Genomic DNA, 18354 nt, shown 5'->3' with positions numbered 1-18354 from the left:
TCAGGGACTCTGCCTGGTTGCGCCACGGGGTCGGTTTTCGCGGCACCGATTCACAATGTACTTGTACTTGCCGTTGGCTTCCACCTCGATTGCGGCAGTGCGTTGAATGGCGATCTCGGCATCGGCACCCAGTAACTCAAGCAGTCTTGTCCTGAGGCCGGACGAATCAGGCTCCGTGCCGTCGCGGCAAACCAGCTTGAGCTCGAACCCTCGGGGTCCGTGTTGGGTGAATTGGAACTGCGCGATTGCGGCGTCGTCCCGGACTATGTTGCCGATGTAGGCGCCGTGAACCGGCGAGCCGTCGGTGGCGCGAAGCAGGTCATTGGCGCGACCGATTACATCCGCCAGGACGGGCAGATGACGGCCACAGGCGCAGGGTTCGGTGGCGAGACACCCGATATCGCCGGTACGGTACCGGATCATCGGAAATGCCCGGGTCGCCATGTGGGTGACGACGATCTCGCCGGGCGTGCCGGCTGGAACGGGTTGCTGCCGATCGTCGAGAATCTCGACGATGATGTCCTCGGCACTGAGATGCAGGGATCCTGCCGGACATTCGTGCGCGATGAATCCCGCATCGCGACTGCCGTAGCCATTCGCCACCGGTGCCTGGAAGACTTGCTCGATCAACTGCCGCTGATGCTCGTAGAGCTTTTCCGCCGTGCAGAAGACGACTTTGAGAGAGCCATCGCCAAAGCGACGCTCCTGTTGCAGCGCCGCCTCGGCGAGCAGCGACAGGATCGACGGGTAGCCATAGATCATGGCGGGGCGGTATGCCTGGAGGCGATCGAACAGGGCCAACAGGGCATCGCCCCTGAGATGCCTGGCGGGGAAGAGACGCGTTCGCATCAGCCGGTCACGGATTTGCCGGGCCAGGCCCTGGGCGCTGAGTTCGATGTCGGAGCCCCAGACAACGGCTTCGGGTTCTCCGATATCGACGCCCCACCAGCGGGTCGCGCGCCATTTTGCGGCGATATCGTGGCTGATCCGCTCCTTGCCGACGGCAAACTCAAGCGGCTGGCCGCTGGACCCGGAGGTTCTCATGAACCTGGGTGGCCGGTCGGTTCGGGAGAGCAGACGGTCCCGATGCGCGCGGATCAGCTCCTTGGTCAGGCAGGGAATGCACAGCAGGATCCGGGGGTCGTCGAAGCCGGCAGGCGCGAGTCCTGACGTTTTGAAAAGGTCGGCGTAATAGGGGTTGATGGCGTTCACGTCGGTCAGGAACTGCCGCAGTCGTGCCAGGCGACGGGCTTCCAGCATCTCCCGGCTGAACCACTGGCTTTTTTCCAGCGAATTTCGCAGCCGCAGACTGTCGTGGCCCTTCAGTCTTTCGTGCAGGGGGAACAGGCAATCGGCGACCAGCCGCCTGTATAACGCCAGCGTCATCTTTCGGCTACCGGAGGATGGCTTTCACTTCCGCTCGCATGCGAGCGTCCCTGGTACAGACGGTGATAGCGTTCGGCCATCGTTGCAAGGCTGAAATCCTGTTCCGCCCGCAACCGGCTGTTGCAACCGTGCAAGCGCAGCAACTCCGGATTCTCGACATACCGCCAAAGCGCCTCGACAAGCGCTTCGACGTTGCCGTTCCCGGTGATCTCGCCATTGAATCCGGGCCGGACCAGTTCCCTCGCGCCGCCAACATCGGTGCTGATGACCGCCAGCCCCGAGGCCATGGCCTCGAGGATGGTATTGGATATCCCTTCGGCACAGGACGGCTGTACGTACAGTGACAGGCCGGACATCGCCTCGGGGACATTGTCGCTTGCGCCCGGCAGCGATACCCGGTCTTCGATATCGAGAGACCTGACCAGGGTAACCAGTCGCTCGCGGCAAGGGCCATCGCCGACGATGACGAGGTGCAACCGCTCGCTGCGACTGCCGGCTCTTTCCAGCAGCCGGGCAAAAGCCCGAATCAGCAACTGGTGATTCTTGACCTCGGCCAGGCGTCCGATCGAGCCGATGACCAGTGTAGCTTCGGTCGGCGAAGCTGCTGCGAGTGGGCGCCCGGGTCGGAAGCGGTCGATATCGACACCATTGCAAATGCGTTCGATTCGCCGCGGTGAGATGCCCACCCGTGTGCTGAGATACCCTTCGGTTTCAGCGGAAAGGGCGACGTAGCGGCTGATGAGCGGGCTGAACACTTTGCGGATGAGGGCTGGCTTGCGGCGGGTCCTTGCGTCCCCGGAGTCCCAGCCGTGTTCACCGTGTATCCGGACCGGCACGCCGGCCAGCCAGGCGACCGCCTGGCACTCGAGGGTATTCAGGTTGCGGGTATGGACAATGTCCGGGCGAAGCGCCCGAAGCAGGCCATACAGCCGCTTCAGGTAGCCGATATCCTTGCCAGGCCTTTTGTTCAGCGTGTGAATGGCGACTCCACCGGCCCGAATCCTGGCAAAAAACTCGGGATTGTAGCCCGACAGGCAGAGGATGGAGTGCCGGTAGCCGACCTCGGGGAGGTGGTTGAGAATATTGACGATGCCGTTTTCCAGGCCACCGATGTCAAACCGGAATACGATATGGCAGATGTGCATCGACGCGGTCCGCTCTGTCAACCCAATAAGATAGCGTGCTCGTGTTAGAGATTAGTCCGTGTTCGCGACGAATCTATCTTTTTCGACTCTATGACCTCGAGGTAGGTGTTCAACAGCTCCTTTTTTACCGCCTGCCAATGAAACCGCCGACTGAAATTCAGCCCGGCGGTCTTCAACCGCTGTCGCAGGGCATCATCCTCGAGTACGCGCAGCACGCCTGATGCCAGTGCATCGGGGTCCTCCAGGTCCACCAGCAACGCCGTTTCCCCGTCTTCAACCAGCTTGGGGATGCCGCCGGCGCGGGTGGAAACCACGGGGAGGGCGCAGCCAAGGGCTTCGATGATGGAATTGGGCGAGTTGTCGACCCGGCTGGGGTTGAGCAGCAGATCGGCCTGCCGGTACAGCTCTGCCACCTGCCAACTCGTCAGGCGGCCGCGGAACTCGACGCGGTTTGCCACCCCCAAGTCCGCGGCCAGGCGTTCGAGTGCGGTCCGCTCCGGACCGGACCCGGCAATCACCAGCCGAGCGCCGGGAAACCGGCCTTGCACGGCGGGCAGCGCCCGCAGTGCCAGATCGATACCATAGATGGGCTCCAGATTACGGGTAACCACCAGGATGGGCCCTTCGGCGTTGACCGACTTCCCGTTCCCGTCCGGGGGGAAAAACGGGACGGGTCCAGAGTGTTGGGAATGATGCGTGTGGATAGCTGGCGTTTGGCAAACACCTCGGCCAGAAACCCCGAGGGGACGACGCAGGCGCTGGCCTGTCGGAAGGTCGGCCGGATCCAGCGCCAGGCGCGGCCGAAGAAAGCTTCAGCGTTGCCCCCCGGTAGTTGACGACGACGGGTGTCCCTCTCAGGCAGGCGATCCAGATCGCCGGGGTTGCGAACAGATACCAGGACCATCCCGAGTTGGCCATCAGGTGGACCACATCGGCAGACCCGAGCCTGCGCCAAAGGGTGCGAAGGTAGGGCAGCAGGCGAAACAGTGCCCGCAGCCCCCGCCACCGGCCGATCCATGCCGGGCGGTACGGTGGATTGACGGCGATCAGGGTGACGCGGGCTCCTTCCTGCTCCAGCAGGCGACAGAGTTCCGCAGTCTGATTGGCCATGCCGCCGGCGGGTGGCGGGACCGGGCCAATCACGCAGATCCGGAGGGAATCAAAATCCGGCATTATCGCAAGCCCGTGCGAGCGTCGCGTAAATGGGTTCGTATCGACCGACGCTGTTGATCCAGTTTCGCTCGATTTCGACAAAGGCCCGCCCTCGGGCCACCAGTTTTTCGTGTGAGACCCTGTTCTGAAACATCACCTCGATAGCGCTTGCCAGGGCCGCAGGATCGTCGGCGGCGAACAGATAGCCATTTTCGGCGTGGCGAATAAGTTCCCGGTGCCCCCCGACGTCGGAGGCCAGTACCGGCTTGCCCTGCGCCATCGCCTCCATCGGCTTCAGTGGCGTCACCAGTTCGGTCAGACGCATGGACTTGCGCGGATAGACCAGGGCGTCGAGTACGCTGTAATAGTCGGTCACCCGCTGGTGGGGTACCCGGCCGGTGAAGATGATCCGGTCGCTGACGTCCAGTTCGCGGGCCTGCTGTCTGAGAAAGTCTTCCTGGGGCCGCCCCCACTAGCAGTACCCGCAGCGCTGGCAGTCGGGTACGCAGCAAGTTAACGGCATGAATCAGAATATCCAGACCTTCGTATTCGTAGAACGAACCGATAAAGCCTAGCAGAGGCTCGTCGCTCAGACCGTACAGTTGAAGAATGTCCTGAGATTTCCGGGTCAGCAGCGGGAACTGCTCCAGGTCGACCGCGTTGGGAATGGTCGTGATGCGTCGCGCCGATACGCCTCTGGCGATGATGTCGTCCCGCAGCCCCTGGCAGATGCAGGTCACGGCATCGGCCTGTTTCAGCACATGGGTTTCCAGCGCCCGGGTCAGCCGGTAGCGCATTCCGCCTTCGGTGCTGGTGCCGAGGTTGACGGCGGCGTCCTCCCAGAATGCCCGCACCTCGTAGACCAGCGGCAGGCGAGCCTTGCGAGCCGCACGCAGGGCGGCAATGCCATTGAGCGCCGGCGAGTGGGCGTGGATGATATCCGGCCGTTCGCAATCGATAACCTCCGCGATCTTCCGGCTCAATATCGGGATAATGGCCAACTGATTGGCGAAGGGAACTGTTCTTATCCAGCCGGGCACCTCGCCACAGCGATAGAACTCCAGGCCGTCCACCTGCTCTTTGGCGGCGGCAACGGGCCCGTGTTTCGGGCTGGTAAGGTGACAGGTTTGCAGTCCCAGAGCCCGCTGGTTCTCCAGTATTGCACGACTGCGAAAGGTGTAGCCGCTGTGCAGGGGAACGGAATGATCAAACACATGCAGTATCTTCATGCTGCGGCTTCCTGATCGCCGGACAGCGAGCGCCGGATACTGGACTCGAACATCAGCAGCGCCCAGAGGGTTACGCTGTGGTCGCTTGTTCCCCGGATATGGTCGTCGGCGAGACGCTCCAGTGTCCGGTGGTTGAAGATCCCCAGTGACTGCAGGTGCCCGCGCAGCAGGCGTTGGCGCAGGGTGTCGGCCAGAGGGCCGCGCATCCAGCGGGCGATGGGCACGCCAAATCCCTTCTTGGGCCGGTAGAGCACGGCGTCGGGCAGGTGCGGTTCGAGCGATTTCTTGAAGAGGTACTTGCCCTCGCGTCCGCAGAGCTTGAGGTGGGACGGGATCCTGTTGGCCCAGCCGAGGAATTCGTGGTCGAGAATCGGTACCCGAACCTCCAGACCATGGGCCATGCTGGCGCGGTCGACCTTGGTCAGGATGTCGCCGGGCAGATAGGTTTTCATGTCCAGGTACTGGATCAGCGACAGCGGGTCGTCACCATCGAACTGCTGCTGATGGCTTTCGAACACCGCAAGCGGGCGGTAGCCGTTCAGGCGCCGGTTGAATTCGGGCGTGAACAACTGCCTGAGAACCTGCTCCGGTGTAAAGGACACGGTGTGCAGATAGGCGGCCAGCGCTTCGCGTTGCAACGCCTGGAAGGTCGACTTGGCGCGCAGATACCTGGGCGCCCAGTCCAGCTTGGGATAGTAGTTGCCGAGCAGGTCGAAAACCGGCTTGCGGATGGCCGCCGGGACCAGTCCGCGGATCCGCTCTTCGAGCATATGCCAGCGGTAGCGGCGGTAGCCGGCGAACAGTTCGTCGCCGCCATCACCGGACAGGCAGACGGTGACCTGTTTCCGGGCCTGCTCGCAGACCCTGTAGGTGGGGATCGCCGAGCTGTCGGCATAGGGTTCGTCGTAGAGGCTGGCAAGGGTATCCAGCAGGCCGAAATCGTCGACTGCGACGGTCTGCTCCCGGTGGTTGGTGCAGTATCGCCTGGCGACCATCTCGGCGAATTCGGTTTCGTTGAAGCTGGGCACGTCGAAGCCGATGGAGCAGGTGTTGACCGGCCGCTCCATCAGCCCGGCCATCAGCGCGACCACGGCGCTGGAATCGACCCCGCCGGACAGGAAGGCGCCGATCGGCACCTCGGAGACCAGGCGGATTTGCACTGCCTCCCGCAGCCGCTCGATCAGTTCGTCCTGGAGTTGCCGCTGATCGCGAACCGGAACGGGGTCGGCGAAGCTGGCATCCCAGTACTGCTCGATGGCTGGTTGAGTTTGTCCCCGCTCCAGCAGCAGGGTATGGCCCGGTGGCAGCTTGTGGGTGCCGGCATAGATCGACTTGGGGTCGGGGATGTATCCAAAGGTGAAATAGTCGGCGATGGCGCGGTCGTCCAGCTGACGATCGAACCGGGGAAGACACTGCAGCCCCTTGAGCTCGGAGGCGAAGGCCAGTTGGCGGCCGTTGATCAGGCTGTAAAAGAGCGGTTTGATACCGAGGCGATCACGGGCCAGGAAAAGCTGCTCGCTGCCGAAGTCCCAGATGGCGAAAGCGAACATGCCGCGCAGTCGCTTGACGCAGGCCTTGCCCCAGGCCTTCCAGGCCTGCAGGATTACTTCGGTGTCGGAGCGGGTGCGAAACCGGAAGCCGAGCCGTTCGAGTTCATCGCGCAGCGCAGCGAAGTTGTAGATCTCGCCATTGAAGACGATGACCGCGCTTTGGTCGGCGTTGACCAGCGGCTGCTGGCCGCTGGCGATATCGATGATCGACAGGCGCCGGTGCGCCAGCCCCAGGTGGTTGGCAACGTAAGTATCGCCCGCGTCCGGCCCGCGGTGAGTCTGGAGCTCATTCATCCGTTGTAGCAGTCCTGCGTCCACCGGTTGACGATCCAGATTGAGCAGTCCAGCTATCCCGCACATAAGGGTCTCCCAAAAATGAGGTTGGGCCTGACGTCCGGCAAAGGCCCGATCTATTGCTACCCGGACACTCCGGTCAGCCCGTCCCACTCTCCGGTGACCGGCGATGCGACCGTGCTCATGGTGGCGCTCCTTCCAGGAGTGCCGGCAACCGTCCCAGTGTCTGATCCCAACCGAACCGGTTGACCACCCAGGCTCTGTTGGCGTTGGCGTGCACCGGTTGCTGCCGAGCAAGCAGGCGGTTGCAGGCCATCGTGAAGTCGTTGGGCGAATCGGCGATCTCGAGACAGAGATCGGGGCCGTAGTGGATACCTTCCATGGCCATGGAGGTGGCCACGACCGGCTTGCCCATGGCCATGGCTTCCAGCACCTTGTTCTGTATTCCTCGCGCGATTTGCAGCGGGGCGACCACCAGCTCGGCCCGATGCAGGTACGGGCGGACATCCTGGACGCGGCCGGTCACATGGACCCCAGGCAGGCGTTCGAGCGCCCGGGTTTCCGCCGTGGGGTTGCCGCCGACGATGTAGAAATGCAGCGCGGGGTGGCGCTGCTTCAACCGGGGCCACACCTGCTGACAGAACCACTGCATGGCGTCGACATTGGCCCAGTAGTCCATTGCCCCCGTAAACACCAGATAGGGGCTGAGACACGGGATCTGCGCACCGTCGAAACCGGCCGACGGATTGAAGAAGCCGGTATCCACGCCGTTGAGCAGGTGAGCCACCTTGGGCGCCAGGTCGGCGGGCAACTGGTTGCTGAACAGGCGCGCCTCCTCCTGGGAGACGAAGACGCAGCTGTCGAAAATACTGGCAATCCGGTTTTCGTAGTGGCGCAGTGTACGGTATTCGCGCTGGTAGACCCACCGGACGAGCCCGTGCTTTTTGGCCGCGTACTGCGCCCATTTGTCGGAATCCACATCGACGAAATCGATCACCCTTTTCAGATGGGAGAAACGCTTCCCATCGACGTATTGTGCCATCGACGAGGAAAACACCAGCGCGCGCTCGATCGCGTACCGCTCGATCGTTTCGGTGACCCAGCGCTGCATATGCGAAGAGCGATAGTAGGGGAGGGTGATCGGCTGGCCGCTGGTCAAAGCCTTGAGACCCTTGAGATAGCGTGAAGACTTCTTTAACGGCACGCAGTGCAGAGACTCGCAGAAGGGTAACAGTTTATCGGCGTACGCCCAGTCCAGAGGGTCGTCGACGAAACAGCCGAGGTGCACCCTGTACTGCTGGGAAAGTGCCCGCAGCAGGTGATAGGAACGGATCTTATCGCCCTTGTTGGGGGGATAGGGAATGCGGTGGACCAGAAAAACAATATGCTCCATTTCCCCTGAATTCCTTCGTCCGAATCGAGTATCGGTATTATCCGCGGCTGGTTCCGCCCAAGTACCCATTGGTCCAACCGAAGATGACAGCGCACATTGCACTAAATGACGGTATCGCACTGCTTTTCGTTCGCAAGCCCATCCGGTCCAGGTTGGTGAGGTCCTTGATGCCCTTGCGTTGTCTCCTCAATGAGAAACCGAGGTCGCCGTCTCGCTTCATCCAGCCCTCTCCAGATATATTCACCGAGTACGCCCATCATCAGCATCTGGATACCGCCCAGAAAGAGTACGATCACTATCAGCGTGGTCCAGCCCTGGGGCGGTGTGCCGGTGAGGGCGTTGTAAATCACGAAGAGGGCATAGCAAAAGCCGATAAAGGCTACCATGATGCCGAAATAGGAGATGGCGCGGATGGGTAAATAACTGAAGGCAGTAACAGAATCTATCAGCAGCTTTATCTTCCTTCCCAGCGTCCAGCCGGAGCGTCCGCTCAGGCGTGCCTGCTTGTCGTACTGAATGGAAGTTTGGCGGAAACCCATCCAGGTCAGCAGTGCCAGCAGCGAAATGTTCTGCTCTCCAAAATTCCTGAGAGCCTTCACCACCTGAAGATCGAGCAAGAAGAAGTCTGCACCGTTGGCCGGCATATCGCGAAAGCCCAGTACTTTACGCATGAGCATGTAGTACAGGCGCGCGGTGTTCCGGGTAAACCAGCTTTCCCCTCCCGGCGAGCCCTTGCGGCCCAGACCACCTGGTAACCGGCTCGCCACCGGGCCAACAGCTCCGGTATCACCTCCGGAGGGTCCTGCAGGTCGGCAGCCAGGGCGATTGTGCAGGCGCCCCTTGTTCGATTAAGGCAGCAGGTCAGGGCGACGTGCGACCCTGAATTTCGGGTAAGGCGGTAGCCCCTGACGCGAGGATCGCGCTGTGCGATTTCTGCGATTACATTGAAGGTGTCATCCGGGGAGTGGTCGTCCACCACCACCCACTCCCATTCGACGGAGGCGTCATTCAGCACCCGGCAGAGGCGCTGATACAGCACCGGCAGGTTCTTTGCCTCGTTGTAGGCAGGTGTAACGATGGAGATCATCGGCGCTTTGCTGGCGGCAGCGATTGGCTCTTCTCTAACGGTTGAGGTCGTATCCATAATCAACTCGATCCTCTCGCTGCTTGTTGAAATTGTATCCTGTTCTCATCAGTTGATGCTGACTGCTCGGTAAAGTGCTTGTGCGACACGCTGCTGTTGCTCGAGCGTCAGTTGAGGATAGAGTGGCAGCAAGATACAGTGATCTTGGGCTGCCTCGCTTTCGCCCAGTGGCTTCTGGTTTTGGTCAGTCGTGTCAGCCGGGTTTGACGACTGTTCGACACTTCGCCACAGCTCCGCCGGGTAGCTCGCTTCACGATGGATGCACATGACGCCACGGCGGGTGGCGATACCCTCGTCCAGCATCGACTGCATCACTGTCTTTTGCTTGGCATGTGCGGGCAGACGGACACAGTAGCTCTGCCAGTTGCTGCGTGCCCAAGTTGGCTCCTGAGGCACCATCAGGCCGGAAATGGATGCCAGCTCTCTGCTGTAGTTCCTGGCCAGCTGCCGCCTTCTGGCGACGATATCGGGCAGGCGCTTCAACTGTTCGAGTCCCATCGCCCCCTGTATATCTGTCATACGGTAATTGAAGCCGAGTTCCGGGTAGCGCTCAAAAATAACGGTATTGGCCTGATGGCGGGTACGATCGTTGACGTCCATGGCGTGTTGGCGCAGCTTGACCAGGCGTTCGTATAGAGCGGCATTATTGGTGGTCAGCATGCCGCCGTCACCGGTGGTGATGACCTTGCGGGGGTGGAAAGAGAAGCAGGCGATCTCGCCCAGGGGAACGCCGATACGCTGCCAGCGGTCACCCACCAGAATCTCGCTGCCGACGGCACAGGCCGCATCTTCCACCACCGGGATGCCACGGGATTTTGCGATCTTCAGTATGGCGGCGAGATCCGCAGGCATGCCCAACTGATGAACCACCAGAATCGCCCTGGTCCGGGAGCTGATGGCCGCCTCGACAAGGCCCGGATCCATATTGAAGGTCTGAGGCTCGATATCTACGAAGACCGGCCGTCCACCGCAGTAGCGGATGGCGTTGGCGGTCGCGATAAAGCTGTGGCTGACGGTGATCACCTCGTCCCCCGGGCCCACTCCGAGCACGTGCAGTGCCAGGTGCAGTGCCGCGGTGCAGCTTGACACTGCACAGGCATGATCGGCGCCGACGTATTTGGCAAAGGCCTCTTCGAAGGCGGCCACCTCCCGCCCCTGGGTCACCCAACCGCTGGAAAGGGGGCGCTGAATCGCCTGCTGCTCCTCCGCACCGAGCACGGGCATGGCAATGGGAATATGATGGGGAAGTCCTGTCATTTGGTTGACCTCAGCCTGGGGCTTTCCAGTTTTGCATGATTTCATCCTTGAGCAACGCCGTAGGGCTTTGACCCAGCGACTCGTACCAGGCTTTGACGCGGCTCAGTCCCTCCCTGACGGTGACTTGCGGTCGAAAATCCAACAGCCCCCGTGCCTGAGTGGGGTCGGCATAAAGGCGCAACACATCGCCGGGACGGGGAGCCTCATGGATCACCTCCAGGTTGCGGTCCTCAAACAGCTCATCCACCAGGCCGGCGAGTTCGTTGATAGTGATCTCCTCACCCTGGCCCACATTGATGGTTTGACCTGGCGCCAGATCGGAGAATCCGGCGCAGAGAATCCCCGGGCCGTGTCGCTGACATAGGTGAAGTCGCGGGTTTGGGAGCCGTCACCGTGGATGATCAACGACTGACCGGCCATGGCCCGCAGCAGGAACTTGGGAATTACCTCGCCGCTGTCACCTTCGTGGTGGCAACGGGGCCCGAAGCTGTTGAAGGGGCGAACGACTACCGTCGGATAGTTATAGGTTCGGTAGAATGCACGGGTATAGCTTTCGCCGGCCAGTTTGGAGCCGCCATAGACGGTCATGGGCAGAGTGGGGTGGTTTTCGGTCATTGGCACCCATTGGGCGGTGCCGTACACTTCCGAGCTCGAGACGTAGACAAAGCGCCCGACCCGCGCCTCGCGACTGGCTTTCAGCAGATTCAAGGTGGCAGTGGCATTGACGTCGTGGTTTTCCAACGGTGAGTGAATCGAGTGGCGCACGCCCAGGCAGGCGAGATGGAATACTACGTCCACTTCGTTCAGCAGCGGTATCATCTTGTCCAGATCACGAATATCGTACGGGTAGAACGTCACGCGATCGTTTAAGAGTTGCTGGATGTTCTCCCGCTTGCCGTTGACCAGGTTGTCGACGATGATAACACGTTCGGCGCATTGGCAGAGCTGGTGAGACAGCTCGGAACCGATAAAGCCGGCGCCACCCGTAACCATTACGGTTGAGTTATTCATATCAAAGACTTCCATCCGTAGCTTTCCCGTAGCCATCACGCCATCTGATGAATCGAGCCGGAGTGCCAGCGACAATCGAAAACGCGGCCACATCTTCTGTAACAACTGAGCCAGCACCTATTATTGCACCTTTTCCTATTGTTACTCCCGGCAGCAAAACTGCGTCGGTTCCAATATCAGCCCACTCACAGATCTTGACTGTTTTTATGACGAGGTCCGTTTCAATGATGGGGCGGTCGATGGGAATTCCACAGTGTGATGAGCCAAGCACTTTCGCACCAGGACCCCAGCCGACATGGTCTTCGATAATAAGGTCTCTGGCGTCCAGAAAACTACCGGGTCCTATCCAGACATGATTTCCAATATCACAACGACCGTCAAATCGACCTTGGATATTCGCATTTCGTCCCACAAAAAGATGATCGCCAATACGGAATGTTTCCGGGTGTTTAAAGGCTGCTCCGCTGTCAATGCTGAGTTGGCTGCCGCATTCTTTGACCAAACACCGCCACAAGATCGATCTTAAAAGCTTGTCAAATTCTCCTTCACCTTCTTTGAAACGAGTATAAAGCTCTACCAGTCCGGCTGGATTGTAGAGAGACTTCAAGTGTTCTACTAGTCCACTGATAAATTCGAAATCATTCCCACTCTTATTGAGGCCATGGACCGCCTTTACGACTCTAACCATGCTTTCCACGACTTGCTCACTCCTCATCCGCTTCCTGATGGAAGTTGTGGATATAATTGCAGATGTCTGAGACTTTAGATTGGCTTAGTTCCGGGTACAGTGGCAAAGAAAGCAAATATCTGCTTGAGCTTTCGCTAATTGGAAAACTGTTTTCCGGGAAATCGAGGCTCGCATACGCCGTCTGTAGATGCACTGGAATCGGATAATGGATCCCCGTTTGCACACCCTGTTCATTCAAGTAGTTATGCAGCGCGTCTCGTGCCAGTATGCGCACTGCGTAGACGTGATAAACCGCCTTGGCCCAGGGCTTCTCTATTGGAAGTGTCAGATTCAGACCCACCAGTTGCTCGTTGTATCGCCGCGCTACTTCACGACGTGCGGTTGTCCAGCCATCCAGATGTCTCAGCTTGACCCTGAGAATCGCTCCCTGAATGCCGTCCATGCGGTAATTGTAACCTTTGAGTTTATGGTGGTACTTCTTCTCTTGGCCCCAGTCCCGCAGCATTCGGATCTTTCTGGCAAAGTCTTCATTCTGAGTGACCACCATTCCGCCCTCGCCACAGGCACCCAGATTTTTTCCCGGATAGAAGCTGAAACAGCCGAGATCGCCGATGCCACCCACGCGCCTGTCTTTATATTCGGCGCCATGGGCCTGGCAGGCATCTTCGATGACCCGAAGATCGTGTCGTCTGGCGATCTCCAGTATCGGGTCGAGGTCGGCGGGGTGTCCATGTAAATGCACCGGCAGAATCGCTCTGGTACGCTCGGTGATGGCTTCTTCAACCAGATGCGGGTTCATATTCAGCGTATCGGGTTCCACGTCCACAAAGACCGGCGCTGCACCGCAGTAGTCAATTGCTGCGACAGTGGCCACAAAGGTATTCGAGACGGTAATGACTTCGTCACCCGGCCCGACTTCGGCCGCCAGCAAGGCCAGGTGTAAGGCGCTTGTTCCGCTGTTGACTGCAATGCCGTAAGCAGCGCCGCAGTATTCGGCAAATTCTTCTTCAAAGGTGGATACCTCGCTGCCCAGCACATACTGACTGCTGGCCAGCGTATTGAGCACTGCCTGATCTATCTCGTCCTTGATGGAGCGGTACTGAGCCTTCAGGTCGAGAAACGGGATCATGTCTTCAGCTCCCCGCATTGAGTTCGATGGTGCAGCCCTTCTCCTGCATCGAGCGGGTGGCGGCTTCCAGAATCTCCACCACCTCCAGACCCGCTTGCCCGTTATTGGCCGGCTGCTCGCCCTTGCCTATACAGTCGGCGAAATACCTGGCTTCGAGGTTCAGCGCTTCGTGATTCTCCAGCTGCGGTGCAACCATGTCGCCCACCCGATAGCCGACCAGGTGGTCATAGAGCGCCTGACGCTCGGTGATGGTTATTCCCTTGTCATAGATCTTGATCTTCTCGCTCGGCTCGAGGTCGTCGTAGACCACCATTTTTCTGCTACCGGCGATCATGGAGCGGCGCAGCTTGACCGGCGAGAGCCAGTTGATATGCACATGGCCCATCATGTTGTTTTCGAAGAATAGCGACAGGTAGGCGATATCGGCCGGCTTGCCCGGCACGTGGCTCATACCGGTGGCGGAAACGGCGACCGGTTTTTGATCAAAGACGTAGTTCATGATCGCCAGGTCGTGGACGGCCAGATCCCAAATCACATTGATATCGGGTTGGAACAGCCCCAGGTTGACCCGCACCGAGTCGTAATAATAGATATCGCCGATCTCGCCGCTCTCCACCAGTTGGCGCATCTTGCGTACGGCACCGGTGAAGATGAAGGTATGGTCCACCATCAAGATCAGCCCGCGTTTGTCTGCCTCGTCGATCAGCTGCCGCGCCTGATCGGTGGTTTCGGTCAGGGGTTTTTCGAGGAATACATGCTTTCCGGCCTTGAGCGCCTCCATGGCCAGTGTGAAGTGGGTATGGACCGGAGTGGCGATCGCTACCGCCTGAATATGATTGGACGTCAAGAGGTCGCGATGATCGATAGTGGTGCGAGTTGCCGGATAGCGCTTTTTTACCAGTTGTAGCCGTTCCGGATTCATGTCGCTAACCGCCGTCACCTGGGCCACACCCGATTCACTAAAGTTTCGTACGAGGTTCGGACCCCAGTAACCGTAGCCGATAACGCCGATATTGAGCATCTCTCGATCCCTGTTTCAGACGTGGGCAATTACAGCGATACCGCCTAAAATCATCGCCATTCCAAAAAGTTTCTGTACAGAAAGGGTTTCACCGAAAAACAGGCTGCTGCCGGAAGCCACGAGCACGAAAGTCAGGCCCACGAGTATGGGATAGCCGGTGCTGAGTTCCGCTTTTGAAAGTGCGCTGAACCAGACGATGGCTGCCAGGCCATAAAAGATCACGCCCAGCACAAAGAACGGTTGCATGCTGAGGCCGATCAGGCCATCGACAATTCTGTTTGTTGCCAGGCTGAAGTCGCCGAACTTCAATACCCCGGCCCGCAGCAGAAGGTTGGCGGCACCTGTCATGAGTGCGCTGAGCGCAATCAGCAGCATCCCTGATGTATTCATGACGAAGCCTCTTGGCGTGCCGACTGTGTCGGTAACCTCTCCCGGGTGTCTCCGATGATGCGTGCCGGCACACCGGCCACGATGGTAAACTCCGGTACGTCACGGGTAACGACGGCTCCGGCACCTACGAGCGCGCCTTGACCGATGGTTACACCGGCGAGAATGGTCGCGTTGGAGCCGACTGAAGCCCTCGAACACACGAGGGTCGGAACCACCTGCCAGTCGGATTCGGTCTGCAGCTTGCCGGCCCGGGTTACAGCCTCAGGGTAGAGATCGTTGGTAAACATCACCCCATGGCCGACGAATACGCCCTCTTCAAGAGTGACGCCTTCGCAAAGGAAGGAATGGCTGGAAACCTTGCAGTTGGCGCCGACTGTCACTCCCTTCTGGAGTTCGACAAAGGCACCGACCTTGGCGTGATCCCCGATGGTGCACCCGTAGAAGTTGACAAGTTGCGGTTGCGGTATGGATACGTTTTCACCCAATACCACGTCTTCTGCTATCATGCGTAAGTTCCTGTATTTGAAAGAGCTTACTGGCCGAAGTGGCCCCGACGGCCGCGGCGCTTCTCTGTTACTGGTGACATTGCGAGTACCGTAAGGGAAGTCTAGAAGAGTTTTAACGAGTTGCCAGCGAGCCCGAATATTAAGATCTATTCGACAATAACATGGATTATGTCCATGTTATTGAAGCATATTTTGTATTGATCGATGTCGAACACGTAGAATACCTCTACCGTCTTTCGATACTCCCAGCCCCTCCAGACGCTGTTTTGCTGCGCCTTGATTTTGCTTGCATCTATGAAACTTGCTCGGACTTGCAGCTCCTCGGGTAAACCCTGGGGTGACTGGAGGGCGTGGGGCTGCGCAATGACTGACAGAGCTCCGAGTGTCGAGGTGTTGGTACGACGCCGACGGTACTTGCCCCCGGTGCTGGGACCTATTTGGCCGGTTTGTTCTGCACATTCGGTTGCAGAGTTCATGAGGGCAGGAAGGTATTGTGCTCAAGCCCCTGTTCAGAGCCAGGTTTTACCCTGCGCAGCCTGCTGCAGCTGCTATAGCGCCCAGAGTTTATAGGTATCCAGAGTGGTGGAAGGTGCGTTGATTATAGCCTACCTTTGATGAAGCCATACTTTGGTGATTAAGGCGTGTTAAAAATCACGTTATCGTTGAAGGTGAATTACTATGGATTCGGTAGGGGATCATAAGAAAATAGCTCCTGGTCCAAATTTATATAGCAATCTAAAGGCTCGCAATCAGTCCTTATTTGCAGTTTCTATTGTTTTTATACTGTCTGCTGTTGTTCGTATAGTCTTCTTTAGCGGTTTTTTTGGTAGTGATGATTTTACTTACTATAGTGCAGCCTACGGGATTGTTGAGAAAAAAATGGAGGTGGGTAACTATATTGGCGGTATCCGTTATGGAGTTAACTTGCCAATGGCCTTTTTTATAGGGATCTTCGGCTCATCTGAATTCATTGGTAATCTCTGGAGTCTTATTACATCGTCTTTGGAAGTGGCTCTTGTGTATTATATGGCCAGGAGCTGGTGGGGAGAACGAGCCGGGATAAGCGCAGCACTATTGCTTATGTTGATGCCTATTCATGTTCACTATGGTGGGCGAATAATGGCTGATGCGCCTTTGGCGTTATTTATTAGTTTGAGTTTTTGTTTGTTTTGGTTTGCTAAAGAAAAGAGGAAGTCTATTCTTTACTTTTTGTCTGGCTGTGTATTGGGATGGGTTTTTTGGATTAAAGCAACAGTCGCAGTGCTTGTGCATCTTGCGTTTATTCCAAATCTTTTAATGCTTATCAAGCAAGAAGGGATGAAAAAGGTTTGGATTGTGGCAGTTGGATCTATGCTTGTCGTCGGATTAAATTTTTTGTTCTTCTGGGTTTTTAAGGGAGATCCTTTTCATTTAATAAAATCTATACATGCAGCAACTTCAAAATATAGTCATGTTTCATTTGAAAGTCATCCATTATATTATGCGGAGTATCTTTTTTAAAAATTTACCATACTTGGATTGTAGGGTATTTGTTTGTTTTATCGTTAATGGCATATTGCTTTAGTAAGCGTTTTGACTCGAATGTCAATTATACTATTGTTTGGTGCCTTTCGTTGATCTTTATATTGACTTTTTTCTCTTGCCTTCCGGGGATTTTATTGCCAAGCAGGTCAATTATATGCTTATATTTATGGCCCCTATGGTTTTGATTTGTAGCTATTTTTTATCAATCTTGAATATGCGGGCCTATTTTTCAATAATGGTGTTTATTATATCAGGCTCTTTGGCGTTAAGTTATTTGGAGCAGATTAATATTCGTTCTTTTACTGCCAATGCCCGTGCCATTGCATATTACTCATCCGATCATCCTGATATGACGATATTTAGTTCTACTTTGCCCTACCGGTTTTCTTCCCATTTGTCCAAGTACGATCCGAAATCTTCAGTATCAAGCGTTAAGTATCTTGATCGAGAAGCGGTCGAAGCCGCTGTAAAAGGTGGAGAGCCAATTTATCTGGCGATAGACCCAATGTCTTTTGAGTGGGCTACGGAAGAATTTAGTTTGATTGAATTGAAAAGCTCTTCTGTTCTGGTAGGAAAATATAGTTCGTCTTCTGGGGAGGGTTTAATAGAAATGATGTCCGAGGTTCTATCTAGAAATGAGAGTGGATTTATAAAAAGTTTTGGTGAGTTTGTAAAAAGGCGATTCATTCCTCGTAAGTGGGAGTTGTATAGAATGGAACATGATATGTTGAATTAGAATAATCTGGGTAAGGCTATGTTCTTTATTATGTCAGTCGCACGCCTCAAGCGAAGACCGCCAGAAATGGCTTCGTGCTTAAAGTTTTTAAAAGCCAGCGCTGACAAATGAGGTTTTTATGTGGATATAAGATTCAATAGAGAGACAAAAGACTGGCTTCTCCGGTTACCCCACTCCATCTGGGCCTTGGCCGCCGCACTGGCCTGTATGGCGCTGATTCACTGGGTATCGTCGATTCCAGGCAAGGTGGAGCAGCCCGGGGCAGTGGATATTGTCTACTTTTCCCTGACACCGACCGTTCAGAACCTGTTGCATATCCCGGTATTCGCGGTATTGGCGATGCTCTGGAGCCATGTTCTGCCGGCGACGAAGGGGGCGATCTCGGTGCTGCTGATCACCGTCGGTTACGGGGCGTTCGACGAGTGGTTCCAGCTGGGGTGCCCGGGCGCTATGGCAGTCTGGCCGATTGGGGACTGGACCTGCTCGGCGCGCTGGCCGGGATATTGCTGTACCGTTATCTGGTCAAGCCGGGGCGGGCCGCCGGTTGATAGCGAGACGCCGGCTAGTGTACTGTTTCACCCTAATAGATACTTATAGAGCCCGCCAATTCGTGTCCGGCAAGGCGCCGTTCGCCGAGAATAGTGGTGCTCTTGCCAAGAACGGCAACGCCGCGGGGCGCGAATTGGCGGACTCCCGCCGGGCGAGCCGCCAAGGGGCCGTCCGCGGTGTTGCATTTTCTCGACATAGACCCACTATGCCTTCAAAAATGCGCCTTGCGGCCAGCCCCTTGGCGACTCGC

Annotated in this window: 19 protein-coding genes and 2 pseudogenes; 3 read left to right on the top strand and 18 right to left on the bottom strand. The window is 57.3% G+C overall.

Going from position 1 to position 18354, the window contains the following annotated elements:
* From ACFQDL_RS01925 to ACFQDL_RS01840, 18 genes and pseudogenes are all read right to left on the bottom strand, one after another.
* The gene (locus ACFQDL_RS01925; protein WP_379907548.1) at nucleotides 1–1386 is read right to left on the bottom strand and encodes a phenylacetate--CoA ligase family protein; all 1386 of its coding nucleotides are present in this window, start codon (nucleotides 1384–1386) and stop codon (nucleotides 1–3) included.
* Entirely contained in the window at nucleotides 1383–2531 is a 1149-nt protein-coding gene (locus ACFQDL_RS01920; protein ID WP_379907547.1) for a TIGR03088 family PEP-CTERM/XrtA system glycosyltransferase, read from the bottom strand. Before ACFQDL_RS01920 ends, ACFQDL_RS01925 begins: the two co-directional genes overlap by 4 nt.
* Nucleotides 2532–2575: 44 nt before the next feature.
* Nucleotides 2576–3142 carry a glycosyltransferase family 4 protein gene (locus ACFQDL_RS01915; RefSeq protein WP_379907546.1) on the bottom strand — a complete coding sequence of 189 codons (567 nt, stop codon included), beginning with the start codon at nucleotides 3140–3142 and terminating at the stop codon, nucleotides 2576–2578.
* Nucleotides 3129–3641: a glycosyltransferase gene (locus ACFQDL_RS01910; RefSeq protein ID WP_379912817.1), complete on the bottom strand. Its 513-nt coding sequence runs from the start codon at nucleotides 3639–3641 to the stop codon at nucleotides 3129–3131. The genes ACFQDL_RS01915 and ACFQDL_RS01910 overlap by 14 nt, the downstream gene beginning before the upstream one ends.
* Nucleotides 3642–3690: 49 nt before the next feature.
* Nucleotides 3691–4089: a glycosyltransferase gene (locus ACFQDL_RS01905; RefSeq protein WP_379912815.1), complete on the bottom strand. Its 399-nt coding sequence runs from the start codon at nucleotides 4087–4089 to the stop codon at nucleotides 3691–3693.
* 295 nt (nucleotides 4090–4384) lie between these two features.
* Nucleotides 4385–4912, bottom strand: a pseudogene (locus ACFQDL_RS01900) (glycosyltransferase); the annotation flags it as partial.
* Nucleotides 4909–6822 carry an XrtA/PEP-CTERM system amidotransferase gene (locus ACFQDL_RS01895; protein ID WP_379907545.1) on the bottom strand — a complete coding sequence of 638 codons (1914 nt, stop codon included), beginning with the start codon at nucleotides 6820–6822 and terminating at the stop codon, nucleotides 4909–4911. The gene ACFQDL_RS01895 and the pseudogene ACFQDL_RS01900, both read right to left, overlap by 4 nt.
* A 115-nt stretch (nucleotides 6823–6937) precedes the next feature.
* Nucleotides 6938–8149: a TIGR03087 family PEP-CTERM/XrtA system glycosyltransferase gene (locus tag ACFQDL_RS01890; protein WP_379907544.1), complete on the bottom strand. Its 1212-nt coding sequence runs from the start codon at nucleotides 8147–8149 to the stop codon at nucleotides 6938–6940.
* Nucleotides 8150–8250: 101 nt separating this feature from the next.
* Nucleotides 8251–8916, bottom strand: coding sequence for a hypothetical protein (locus ACFQDL_RS01885; RefSeq protein ID WP_379913470.1), 666 nt, complete (start codon nucleotides 8914–8916; stop codon nucleotides 8251–8253).
* Nucleotides 8916–9236, bottom strand: a pseudogene (locus ACFQDL_RS01880) (glycosyltransferase); the annotation flags it as partial. The pseudogene ACFQDL_RS01880 and the gene ACFQDL_RS01885, both read right to left, overlap by 1 nt.
* 105 nt (nucleotides 9237–9341) lie before the next feature.
* Nucleotides 9342–10550, bottom strand: a complete 1209-nt coding sequence (locus ACFQDL_RS01875; protein ID WP_379907543.1) for a DegT/DnrJ/EryC1/StrS family aminotransferase — start codon at nucleotides 10548–10550, stop codon at nucleotides 9342–9344.
* A 10-nt stretch (nucleotides 10551–10560) separates the two neighbouring features.
* The gene (locus ACFQDL_RS01870; RefSeq protein ID WP_379907542.1) at nucleotides 10561–10797 is read right to left on the bottom strand and encodes a hypothetical protein; all 237 of its coding nucleotides are present in this window, start codon (nucleotides 10795–10797) and stop codon (nucleotides 10561–10563) included.
* Nucleotides 10761–11576 (bottom strand): SDR family NAD(P)-dependent oxidoreductase, encoded by an 816-nt coding sequence (locus tag ACFQDL_RS01865; RefSeq protein ID WP_379907541.1) that lies wholly within the window; start codon nucleotides 11574–11576, stop codon nucleotides 10761–10763. The genes ACFQDL_RS01870 and ACFQDL_RS01865 overlap by 37 nt, the downstream gene beginning before the upstream one ends.
* Entirely contained in the window at nucleotides 11563–12249 is a 687-nt protein-coding gene (locus ACFQDL_RS01860; RefSeq protein WP_379912813.1) for an acyltransferase, read from the bottom strand. The genes ACFQDL_RS01865 and ACFQDL_RS01860 overlap by 14 nt, the downstream gene beginning before the upstream one ends.
* A gap of 16 nt (nucleotides 12250–12265) precedes the next feature.
* A complete protein-coding gene (locus tag ACFQDL_RS01855) occupies nucleotides 12266–13378 on the bottom strand; it encodes a DegT/DnrJ/EryC1/StrS family aminotransferase (RefSeq protein ID WP_379907540.1) in 1113 nt (370 codons plus the stop codon).
* 4 nt (nucleotides 13379–13382) lie between these two features.
* A complete protein-coding gene (locus ACFQDL_RS01850) occupies nucleotides 13383–14399 on the bottom strand; it encodes a Gfo/Idh/MocA family protein (protein WP_379907539.1) in 1017 nt (338 codons plus the stop codon).
* A gap of 15 nt (nucleotides 14400–14414) precedes the next feature.
* Nucleotides 14415–14789, bottom strand: a complete 375-nt coding sequence (locus ACFQDL_RS01845; protein WP_379907538.1) for a DMT family transporter — start codon at nucleotides 14787–14789, stop codon at nucleotides 14415–14417.
* Complete coding sequence (locus ACFQDL_RS01840) at nucleotides 14786–15295, bottom strand: acyltransferase (protein ID WP_379907537.1); 510 nt, start codon at nucleotides 15293–15295, stop codon at nucleotides 14786–14788. The genes ACFQDL_RS01845 and ACFQDL_RS01840 overlap by 4 nt, the downstream gene beginning before the upstream one ends.
* A gap of 678 nt (nucleotides 15296–15973) precedes the next feature.
* On the opposite strand from ACFQDL_RS01840, the gene ACFQDL_RS01835 reads away from it, so the two are divergent.
* From ACFQDL_RS01835 to ACFQDL_RS01825, 3 genes are all read left to right on the top strand, one after another.
* Nucleotides 15974–16795 (top strand): ArnT family glycosyltransferase, encoded by an 822-nt coding sequence (locus ACFQDL_RS01835; RefSeq protein WP_379907536.1) that lies wholly within the window; start codon nucleotides 15974–15976, stop codon nucleotides 16793–16795.
* Between the two features lie 103 nt (nucleotides 16796–16898).
* A complete protein-coding gene (locus tag ACFQDL_RS01830; protein ID WP_379907535.1) occupies nucleotides 16899–17555 on the top strand; it encodes a hypothetical protein in 657 nt (218 codons plus the stop codon).
* Between the two features lie 207 nt (nucleotides 17556–17762).
* The gene (locus ACFQDL_RS01825) at nucleotides 17763–18152 is read left to right on the top strand and encodes a VanZ family protein (RefSeq protein ID WP_379907534.1); all 390 of its coding nucleotides are present in this window, start codon (nucleotides 17763–17765) and stop codon (nucleotides 18150–18152) included.
* Nucleotides 18153–18354: the final 202 nt, after the last annotated feature.

The sequence above is a fragment of the Marinobacterium aestuariivivens genome (assembly GCF_042661465.1).
GTDB lineage: Bacteria > Pseudomonadota > Gammaproteobacteria > Pseudomonadales > Balneatricaceae > Marinobacterium_A > Marinobacterium_A aestuariivivens.
This window is presented reverse-complemented; position numbering and strand designations above follow the sequence as displayed.